The 9827-nt window shown below is 57.0% G+C and carries 10 protein-coding genes; 9 read left to right on the forward strand and 1 reads right to left on the reverse strand.

The genetic code is table 11. The annotated features are described in order from the left end of the window. Positions 1 to 74: 74 nt before the first annotated feature. The 9 genes from DY926_RS07610 to mazF all read left to right on the forward strand — a co-directional run bounded on the left by DY926_RS07610 (position 75) and on the right by mazF (position 8947). Positions 75 to 674, forward strand: coding sequence for a restriction endonuclease subunit S domain-containing protein (locus DY926_RS07610; RefSeq protein WP_116702817.1), 600 nt, complete (start codon positions 75 to 77; stop codon positions 672 to 674). Between the two features lie 35 nt (positions 675 to 709). After that, a complete protein-coding gene (locus DY926_RS07615) occupies positions 710 to 2236 on the forward strand; it encodes a type I restriction-modification system subunit M (protein WP_116702818.1) in 1527 nt (508 codons plus the stop codon). Continuing rightward, positions 2226 to 3401 carry a restriction endonuclease subunit S gene (locus DY926_RS07620; RefSeq protein ID WP_116702819.1) on the forward strand — a complete coding sequence of 392 codons (1176 nt, stop codon included), beginning with the start codon at positions 2226 to 2228 and terminating at the stop codon, positions 3399 to 3401. The genes DY926_RS07615 and DY926_RS07620 overlap by 11 nt, the downstream gene beginning before the upstream one ends. Before the next feature lie 31 nt (positions 3402 to 3432). Continuing rightward, entirely contained in the window at positions 3433 to 6729 is a 3297-nt protein-coding gene (locus DY926_RS07625; protein WP_116702820.1) for a type I restriction endonuclease subunit R, read from the forward strand. Positions 6730 to 6731: 2 nt separating this feature from the next. After that, positions 6732 to 7469, forward strand: coding sequence for a M48 family metallopeptidase (locus tag DY926_RS07630; protein ID WP_116702821.1), 738 nt, complete (start codon positions 6732 to 6734; stop codon positions 7467 to 7469). Between the two features lie 158 nt (positions 7470 to 7627). Then, positions 7628 to 7852 carry a type II toxin-antitoxin system VapB family antitoxin gene (gene vapB, locus DY926_RS07635; protein WP_116702831.1) on the forward strand — a complete coding sequence of 75 codons (225 nt, stop codon included), beginning with the start codon at positions 7628 to 7630 and terminating at the stop codon, positions 7850 to 7852. Beyond that, a complete protein-coding gene (gene vapC, locus DY926_RS07640; protein WP_116702822.1) occupies positions 7852 to 8250 on the forward strand; it encodes a type II toxin-antitoxin system tRNA(fMet)-specific endonuclease VapC in 399 nt (132 codons plus the stop codon). The genes vapB and vapC overlap by 1 nt, the downstream gene beginning before the upstream one ends. A 125-nt stretch (positions 8251 to 8375) precedes the next feature. Beyond that, complete coding sequence (locus DY926_RS07645) at positions 8376 to 8618, forward strand: AbrB/MazE/SpoVT family DNA-binding domain-containing protein (protein ID WP_116702823.1); 243 nt, start codon at positions 8376 to 8378, stop codon at positions 8616 to 8618. Beyond that, positions 8615 to 8947 carry an endoribonuclease MazF gene (gene mazF / locus DY926_RS07650; protein ID WP_110560841.1) on the forward strand — a complete coding sequence of 111 codons (333 nt, stop codon included), beginning with the start codon at positions 8615 to 8617 and terminating at the stop codon, positions 8945 to 8947. Before DY926_RS07645 ends, mazF begins: the two co-directional genes overlap by 4 nt. Positions 8948 to 9089: 142 nt before the next feature. On the opposite strand, the gene DY926_RS07655 is transcribed toward mazF, so the two are convergent. After that, the gene (locus tag DY926_RS07655) at positions 9090 to 9734 is read right to left on the reverse strand and encodes an ImmA/IrrE family metallo-endopeptidase (RefSeq protein ID WP_274541791.1); all 645 of its coding nucleotides are present in this window, start codon (positions 9732 to 9734) and stop codon (positions 9090 to 9092) included. Positions 9735 to 9827 lie beyond the last annotated feature (93 nt).

Raw genomic sequence — 9827 nt, forward strand, 5'->3', positions numbered from 1 at the left:
CACAAAACGCACTAATCGCGATGGTGCACTAAATACCCGTTGACAGGGTCAGGCTCCCTGCCCATGATGCCTTCATGACCAACGCCATTCATGTTCAGAAAGTATCGGTTTCTGCGCTCTGCACCGTTTCGACAGGATGGTCGTTCAGGGGGCGGATTGATCCGGCCGAAGGGGCCGGGACAGTCGTCGTGCAGATGCGCGATATCTCGCTTTCCGGTGTCGACTGGGCATCGTGCGTGCGGACCGAGGTGTCGGGCCGTCGTGAACCCGACTGGCTGCGTCCGGGCGATATCCTCTTTCCGGCCCGTGGCAATGTCTCACAGGCCGTTCTGGTCGATGGGCGCATCGGTAGCCTTCAGGCGGTGGCAGCCCCCCATTTCTTTGTGCTGCGCGTGACGCGGTCCGACGTGCTGCCCGCCTGGCTGGTCTGGTGGCTCAATCAGGAACCGGCCCAGCGGCATCTGGAGCAGAATGCCCAGAGTTCCACCCTGGTGCGCAACATTGCCCGTCCAGCGCTGGAGAGCGTGCCGGTAGCACTACCACCTCTTCCCCGACAGGAACAGATCATCGGGCTGGCCCGCGCCATGCAGCGCGAGGACGCGCTTCTGCACCGCCTGCGCCAGACCAGCCAGCAGATCATGACCGGGCTTGCCAGAGACCTTCTGGCAGGCTGACGCTTTTTCTTACTTTTGAAACAGGATCTGAGTTCGTGACCGAGCAGATTTCACAAGACACGATTAACAAGGCGCTGTGGAGCGCCTGCGATACCTTCCGTGGCACCGTCAGCCCCGACACGTACCGGGATTACGTGCTGACCATGCTGTTCCTGAAATACATCTCCGATGTGTGGCAGGACCATTATGACGGCTACAAGAAAGAATACGGCGACAATCCGGACCTGATCGAAGCCATGATGGCGCAGGAACGCTTCGTGCTGCCCAGGGGGGCGGATTTCTATACCCTCTACAAAGAGCGCAACGCCCCCGGCAATGGTGAACGCATTGATAAGGCCCTGCACGCCATTGAAGAGGCCAACGGCACCAAGCTGAAGGATGCAGGCAAGAGCGTCTTCCAGGACATCAGCTTCAACTCTGACCGGCTGGGGGACGAGAAGCAGAAGAACACCATCCTGCGCCACCTGCTGGAGGACTTCCACAAGCCGGACCTGAACCTGCGCCCCTCGCGCGTCGGCAATCTGGATGTGATCGGCAATGGCTATGAGTTCCTGATCAAGAACTTCGCCGCCAGTGGCGGGCAGAAGGCCGGGGAGTTCTACACCCCGCCGGAAGTCAGTGAACTGCTGGCCCGTATCCTGAGCCCGAAACCGGGCGAGACCATCTGCGATCCGGCCTGTGGCTCGGCGTCCCTGCTGATGAAATGCGGGCGGCAGGTGACGCAAAATCACGAGGGCAGCCGGGATTACGCCCTGTATGGGCAGGAAGCCATTGGCTCGACCTGGTCCTTTGCCAAGATGAACATGTTCCTGCATGGTGAGGACAATCACCGCATTGAATGGGGCGACACCATCCGCAACCCCAAGCTGCTGGATGATAAAAACCATCTGATGCGCTTTGACGTGGTGACGGCCAACCCGCCCTTCAGCCTCGATAAATGGGGCCATGAAGACGCGGCGGAAGATGTGCATCACCGCTTTGCCCGTGGTGTGCCACCGAAAACCAAGGGCGATTACGCCTTCATCCTGCACATGATCAGCACCCTGAAAGAGCGCACCGGTCGCATGGGTGTTGTGGTGCCGCATGGCGTGCTGTTCCGGGGCAGTTCGGAAGGGAAAATCCGTCAGAAGCTGATTGAGGAAAACCTGCTGGATGCGGTGATCGGCCTGCCGGAAAAGCTGTTCTTCGGCACGGGGATTCCGGCTGCCATCCTGATCTTCCGTAAAGACCGCAAGACGAAGGATGTGCTGTTCATTGATGCCAGCCGGGAGTTCAGGGCGGGCAAGAACCAGAATGTGCTGACCGAAGAGAACATCTCAAAAATTGTGGACACCTACCGCGCCCGCAGGGACGTGGATAAATACGCCCACCTCGCCACGCCGGATGAAATCAGGGAAAACGACTACAACCTGAACATTCCGCGTTATGTCGATACGTTTGAGGAAGAAGCGGAAATCGACCTGAACGCCGTGCGCAAAGAGCGGGCGGAGATCAAGGCGGAACTGGCAAAGCTGGAAGCCCAGATGGACGCCTATCTGAAGGAGCTGGGTTATGCTTCCTGAGGGGTGGGAACGTAAAACAGTTGCCGACATTTGCATTTTGCAAAATGGGAATGGGTTCAAACCACATCAATGGGATACTAAAGGCTTACCAATTATCCGTATTCAAAATTTAAACGGCAGTTCCAACTTCAATTATTTTTCTGGGAAGCCACTAGAAAAATGGCTGGTAAACCCAGGACAAATTCTTTTTGCATGGGCTGGAAGCAAAGGGGTCTCATTTGGACCTTTTATATGGAACGGCCCGCAAGGTGTCCTCAATCAACATATATTTAAAGTATTTTCAAAAGATAAAATTGATAACAACTGGCTTTATCTAATATTGAGATCGATCACCGACAAAATTGAAGGACAAGCACATGGGTTTAAAGCCACGCTAGTCCATGTCAAAAAACAGGATATTGATAATCAGATCGTAAACATCCCCCCTCTTCCCGAACAAAAGAAGATCGCGGCGATCCTCTCGACGTGGGATCGTGCGATTGAGGGGACTGAGAAGCTTCTGGCCAATAGCCAGCAGCAGAAAAAAGCCCTCATGCAGCAACTCCTCACAGGCAAAAAACGCCTGCCGGGGTTCGCGGGGGAGTGGAGAATTTTCTCTCTTTCAGACGTCGCGACGGTACAAACCGCAACATCCAAAACTCAATATATCTGTGAAAATGGAGAACGATTTATTGTCGATATGGGTTCGGTAAACAGATTAGGAAATCTTGTTTGCACGAAATCGACTCAGCATAATTCCGACCTTTTACCAAAAGGTACATTGGTCATGCCAAAAGACGATATTGGAGGCGGGAATATTATAGGTCGAACATCTTACATTGATCAAGACGATCTGTATGTGCTGGGCGACCATGTTTACGCTCTTCATATTGAAAATTGTGACAGTAAATTTCTTCACTTTATAATAAATTCATACCCAATAAATAAGAATTTACGTCGTAGGGCTAACGGTACAGCTCAGTTGGGCTTGGGAAAAAAGGATGTTCTTAGACAAAGAATAAAGATCCCATCTGAACTGCCTGAACAGAAAGCCATAGCTACTGTCCTGACCACAGCGGACGAAGAAATCACCTCCCTTGAATCCGACCTCTCCCGCCTGCGTCAGGAGAAGAAAGCCCTGATGCAGCAGCTTCTCACGGGCAAGCGCCGCGTGAGGGTCAATTAAGATATTTCAGCTTGCAGGATATTTGAACATTATGGCTCCCGCCCCGAAATTTCAGGAAGAATACAGCGCCAAACTTCCGGCCCTGGCCCTGCTCAGCACGCTCGGCTGGCGGTTTCTGTCCCCATCCGAGGCGCTGGCGTTGCGGGGCGGCAGGCAGGACGCCGTGGTGCTGGACACGCTCCTGCGGGCGGAACTGAAAAAGCGGCGCTTTACCTTTGAAGGCGAGGCGCACGCCCTGTCCGATCAGGCCATCGACACACTGGTCTCTCACGTCACGCACCCGGACTTCGTCTCGGGCCTGCGGGACGCCAATGAAAAAATGACGACGCATCTGCTGTTCGGCATTGCGGTTAAGGAATTTATCAACGGACGTCAGGCCAACCCGACCATCGCGCTGATCGACTGGCAGAACCCGGAGAACAACAGCTTTACCTTCACCGAGGAATTCAGCGTCCTGCGCACGGACCTGACACAGACCCGCAGGCCGGACATCGTCTGCTTCGTCAACGGCATTCCGCTGGCGGTAATCGAGGCCAAGCGCCCCGATGGCCAGCCGGGCAAAGGCCCGACCGTGGAGGCCGGGATTTCCCAGAGCATCCGCAATCAGAACAAGGATGAAATCCCCCAGCTTTTTGCCTACAGCCAGCTTCTGCTCTCCATCACCGGGCATGACGGGCGCTATGGCACCTGTGGCACGCCCAAAAAGTTCTGGGCCAGCTGGAAGGAAGAGGACATCCCCGAAAGCCGGATGGAGGCGCTCAAGAACACGCCGCTGTCGGCTGCCCGGAAAGATGCGCTGTTTGCCGAGCGCAAGGCGTCGGACCGGGCGTGGTTCGAGGACTGGGCCTCCCGTCCCCTGCATGTCACGGATCAGGACCGGCTGCTGATCGGCCTGCTCTCGCCCCAGCGCCTGCTGGAGATGGCGCGGTTCTTCACGCTGGTCGACCGCAAGGCAGGCAAGATCGTCGCCCGCTATCAGCAGGTCTTTGGCATCAAACGCCTGCTGGAGCGTATCAAGACCCGCCGCAGCGATGGCGGGCGCGAAGGCGGCGTGGTCTGGCACACCACGGGTTCGGGCAAGTCCTTCACCATGGTGTTCCTCAGCCGGGCGCTGATTCTGGATGACGATCTCAAGCAATGCCGCATTCTGGTGGTGACCGACCGCAAGGATCTGGAACGCCAGTTGAGCACCACCTTCTCCACCGGCGGCGAACTGGCGGACAGGAAGGACAGGGAAGAGGCGCTGGCCACCTCAGGCCGCCGTCTGGCGCAGCAGATCGGGCATGGGCAGGAGCGGATCATCTTCTCGCTTATCAACAAGTTCCATACCGCCACCGGCTATCCCGAATGCCATAATGACAGCGCGGACATCATCGTGCTGGTGGATGAAGGCCATCGCAGCCAGGGCGGTGAGAACCATGCCCGCATGAAGCACGCTTTGCCCCATGCGGCCTTCATCGCCTTTACCGGCACGCCGCTGCTCAAGGGGAGTGAGACGACAAGCCGGTTCGGCAAAATCATCCACTCCTACACCATGCAGCAGGCCGTCGCGGACGGGACTGTGACGCCCCTGCTCTATGAAGAGCGCAAGCCGGATCTGGATGTGAATGACCGGGCCATTGATGCGTGGTTCGAGCGCATCACACAGGGGCTGACGGAAGAGCAGGTCACGGACCTCAAGAAGCGCTTCGCCCGCGCCAATCAGGTCTACAAGGCCGATGACCGTATCCGGCTGATCGCCATGGATCTGGCCACCCATTTTGACAGCAACATCGACAGCGGCCTCAAGGGCATGCTGGCCTGTGACAGCAAGCTCTCCGCCATCCGCTACAAGCAGTATCTGGACGAGGTCGGCCTGTTCGAAAGCGCCATCGTCATGAGCCCCCCCGATACGCGTGAAGGCCATACGGAAGTGGATGAACGCAGGCAGCCCGAAATCCAGGCCTGGTGGAAGGACAATGTCGGCAGCCAGAGCGAGGATGACTACACGCGCGGGGTCATCGAGCGCTTCGAGAATGACCCGGACCTCAGGCTGATCATCGTGGTCGACAAGCTGCTGACCGGGTTTGATGAGCCGAAGAACGCGGTGCTCTATATCGACAAGCCGCTCAAGCAGCACAATCTGCTTCAGGCCATTGCGCGTGTGAACCGGCTACATGACCAGAAGAAGCACGGGCTGCTGATCGACTATCGCGGCATTCTGGCGGAGCTGGACACCACACTGGCCAAATACGACGAACTGGCCGCCGAGAATGTCGGCGGGTATGACCCCAGGGATATTGCCGGGCTGTATAGCCAGATGAGCACGGAATACCGTGAACTCCCGGTCCTGCATAAAGCGCTGTGGGCCATCTTTGACGGCGTGAAGAACAGGAGCGATCTCCAGCAGCTTCGGTCCGTGCTCATGCCGCGTATGGTGGAGGAACACGGCCAGATGGTGGACGTGAACCTCAAGCGCCGGGATGATTTCTATGAGGCGCTGACGAAGTTTGCCGCCTGCCTGAAAGTGGCCCTGCAATCCGTGGCGTTCTTTGAAGACACCAGCTTCACGGAAAAGGACCGGGCCACCTACAGGGAAACCCTGAAGCAACTGACCAACCTGCGTCAGATGGTGTTGCAGGACACAGGCGAGACGGTGGACTTCGACCAGTATGCCGAGCAGGTCAAAAAGCTGCTCGACCGGCATGTGGCGGGCGTGAAGGTGCATGAATCCGATGGCCTGTATGCTGTCGGCAGGATGGGCCAGAAGCCGGACGACAACGAACCTGCAAACTGGAGCGAGGAGAAAACCCGCAATGAGACGGACCTGATCCGCACCCGTGTGACGAAGATGATCGACCACGAGATGCAGGATGATCCCTATGCGAAGGAAGCGTTCTCGGCCCTTTTGCGCAAGGTGATCGAGGAGGCGGAAAGCCTGTTCGACCATCCGCTCAAGCAGTTCATGCTGTTTCAGGAGTTTGAAGAACAGGTGGCCCAGCGCAGGCTGGAGAACATCCCCTCTGTTTTTGACGGGCACCGGCATGCCCAGGCCTATTATGGCGTATTCCTCAAAACGCTGGCCGCCATCTTCAACCACAGGCAGACGGATGAGGAGAACCAGCGCTGGGTTGATCTGGCGTTTGAGATTGACCAGATCGTGGACAAGGCGGTGCGGGAGAACTCGCTCAGCCGCCCGGATATGGAAAGGTCAGTCCGTAAGGAACTGCTGCCGCTTCTGTTCAGCACGGGCCAGAAAGCGGGATTTGGCGTGGACAGGGCGCAGGAGATCATCGAGCAGGTCATTCAGATCATGCGGGCCGGTCCTGCTGATCCGCCGCGTGGCTGAGTATGGGCGACGGGACACACCGCATTCTGACCTATGGGGGGGATCAGATCCGCGTGAACCTGATCCCCCGTGCGCGTCCTGGCACGACGCTGCGGATCCGGGTGCATCCTGACCTGAATGTGGAGGCTTGTGTACCAAAGGGCACGACAGGGGCTGATCTGGACAAAGCCTTACACCAGAAAACCCGCTGGATCTGGCAGAAGCTGCGGGACTTCCGGGCGGTGCAGGAACATGCCACGCCGCGTGCCTATGTCAGCGGGGAAAGCCACTTCTATCTGGGACGGCGGCATCTGCTGAAGGTGCATCATCAGCCTGAGGCTCCAGAGACCGTGCGGATGTTGCGGGGGCGGCTGGAGGTTTGCGTGCAGGAACGCAGCGCCTTACGGATAAAAAAGCTGCTGGAACTGTGGTATTTTACGCGGGCGCAGGACGTCTTCCGCCATCGCCTGTCTGCCCTTCTCCCCACAACGCTGTGGGTGACAGTCCCCCCAGCCCTGAAGCTTCAGGTGATGCAGACCCAGTGGGGCAACTGTTCACCGGGTGGGACCGTCACGCTCAACCCGCATCTGGTGAAAGCCCCGCGTGACTGCATTGATTACGTCATCCTGCATGAGCTGTGCCATCTGAAGGAGCACAATCATGGCCCGGCCTTCTGGGCGCTCCTGGAACGCGTGATGCCGGACTGGGAGCGTCATAAGGTCCGGCTGGATGGAATGGCCGAAATGATGCTGCAAAAATAGCGCTTTTTGGCGGCAATGGGGGGATATGCGGAAGGTCAGCGTGGGGATTCCCAATGTCGAAAGCTGTCACGCCTTGCGTAGCGGCAATGACATAAATTGACTTGCTTCAAGGCCTGTACGTTTGTATATACCATAAGTATATACAATTTGAGGGTGTCATGCTGACCCGCACAACTCTGTTCCTGTCCAATCGATCTCAAGCTGTGCGTCTTCCCAAGGCTGTTGCATTTGAGGATAGCTTGCGAGAGGTCATAATCATTCCCGATGGTGCGCGCCGCATTATTGCACCAGCTAACGCTGCGTGGGACGATTTCTTCGCAGCCCCGGGCGTAGATCTGGGACCACGACACCAACCGGAAATGCAGGAACGCGAGAGCTTCTGATGTTGCGTTACCTCCTTGATACCAATTTTTGCATACGGGTATTGCGAGATCGCCCTGCTGGCCTGAGGGAGAAATTCAACGCCAATGCAGAAGCGCTCTGCATATCTGACGTTGTGCTGTATGAACTTTTGTATGGTGCTGAAAAATCACAGGATCCCTCCAGAACCCGCCGGGCAGTGGAGCTTTTCGCGCAACGTCTTACCGTTCTTCCATTCGATGATGAGGCGGCGGCCCATACAGCTGAAATACGTGCCGATCTGGAGAGCCGTGGATGTGTCATTGGCCCTTATGATCTGATGATCGCCGGGCAAGCGCGAAGCAAAGGTCTCCTTGTCATAACAGGAAACCTTCGAGAGTTCACCAGAGTGGAAGGATTACGGTCTGAAGACTGGACCTAGTTAGGGGAAAGAGCGGTCTGTCCTCTTTGGAGAAAAATCAGGGCGAACCAGACCTCGTAAACACTTTGGGTTGCGGATTGGACAGATATACCGTATCTACTAAGTAGATACATGGAGACAGCCTCATGCATGGAACAGTACGCAAGTGGGGCAATAGCGCCGCCATTCGTCTGCCGACGAGCATTCTTGAAGCCGTCCAGCTTCAGATCGACCAGCCTGTCGATGTTCGAGAGGAAGACGGGCGGATTATCATCCAGCCTCTTCGCCGGGAAAGGGTGTCTCTGGAGAGCCTGACAGCAGCAATTACGGATGAAAACCGTCATGGGGAGATGGAGTTTGGACCCTCGACCGGCGGTGAGGTCTGGTGACGCCAGAATGGGTGCCGGATTGCGGGGATATCGTATGGTTGGAGTTTGATCCCCAGGCAGGTCGTGAGCAGGCCGGCCACCGGCCAGCCGTCGTGCTATCCCCTGCCTCCTATAACACAAAGTCAGGACTGATAGTCTGCTGTCCGACGACTACGCGCATCAAAGGCTACCCGTTCGAAGTTCCGCTCGACGGTCAGCCTGCGAGCGTTGTGCTGTCTGATCAGGTCAGAAGCCTCGACTGGCGAGCGCGCCGAGCAAAAATGAAGGGCAAGGTTACAGGGGGCGAGCTGGAAGCCGTCCGCGAGAAGGTGCGTCTCCTGGTCGGATAGGGGAAGAAAGCAGACAGGCGGTAGTCGCCTCATGTCAGCCGCTCAGGTTGCCGTCCTTGTTCCCATATAGCCGACATAATAGTTCCACCATCAGGCGATGTTCAGAGCAACCGTTTTAGGACCGCTGACGGTTGCAGGCTCGCTAACGCCCCCTAGCGAACTTCGGCTTCCAGCTCTCCTCAAGTGTGGCATCTTCGTCGTCCTCATCCGGGTCGAAATCGACGGAGAGTTTGTCTGAAGACAGAACTGTGAGCGTGAAGCCGTAAGACCCCAGCCCGACGACCTGTTCATCGAGGGCAGGGTTTCGGTCGGTGTCGAACCAATCGCGAAGGCGACACTCACCTGTCGCCTGGCGGCCCACAGCCACATTACTAGCGAGCGCGTTGAAACGGGCTGTCGTCGAAGATCTAGGCAGCCGGGCTCCCTTCGGCAAGTAGATGTTCTCCCCGAGATCCTTGAAGCTCTCCGAGCGAAAGGCGTAGCGCACAGCGGTGCCTTCGCTGACAATGACACAAATCGGGAAACGAGCGCACTGCGCGATGCGGATCGCCGCTGCAGTTATTGAGACCTCCGCTGAACCCGCCAGTTCGCGGATGCCCTGAAGGCCGACCTCGGACTCTTCGATGAGCTTGCGCACGAGGAAGTCCGGCATGAGCAGCCCGGCCGCGAAATGGTCGGCCTCAAGCTCGATGGAACGTACACCTTCGCTGAAGCCAGCCTTCGAGAAGTGCTGCCCACCACTCTGCATAATTTGTTCGGGATGGTTGGGTAAGCAGTAATGGCCCAGTTCATGGGGTCACGACACGAAAGTGTACTTTACGTACGCTTAGAGTGAACCCAACAAGAACGTTGAGGCTGTTCTGCTGAGAGTTCGATAGAC

The organism is Komagataeibacter melaceti (genome assembly GCF_003403295.1).
Taxonomy (GTDB): domain Bacteria; phylum Pseudomonadota; class Alphaproteobacteria; order Acetobacterales; family Acetobacteraceae; genus Komagataeibacter; species Komagataeibacter melaceti.

Bases quoted from the DNA above. Each gene is read 5' to 3' on its own strand.
- DY926_RS07610 (WP_116702817.1), top strand. From the start codon at position 75: ATGACCAACGCCATTCATGTTCAGAAAGTATCGGTTTCTGCGCTCTGC.
- DY926_RS07620 (WP_116702819.1), top strand. From the start codon at position 2,226: ATGCTTCCTGAGGGGTGGGAACGTAAAACAGTTGCCGACATTTGCATT.
- DY926_RS07625 (WP_116702820.1), top strand. From the start codon at position 3,433: ATGGCTCCCGCCCCGAAATTTCAGGAAGAATACAGCGCCAAACTTCCG.
- DY926_RS07630 (WP_116702821.1), top strand. From the start codon at position 6,732: ATGGGCGACGGGACACACCGCATTCTGACCTATGGGGGGGATCAGATC.
- vapB (WP_116702831.1), top strand. From the start codon at position 7,628: ATGCTGACCCGCACAACTCTGTTCCTGTCCAATCGATCTCAAGCTGTG.
- vapC (WP_116702822.1), top strand. From the start codon at position 7,852: ATGTTGCGTTACCTCCTTGATACCAATTTTTGCATACGGGTATTGCGA.
- DY926_RS07645 (WP_116702823.1), top strand. From the start codon at position 8,376: ATGCATGGAACAGTACGCAAGTGGGGCAATAGCGCCGCCATTCGTCTG.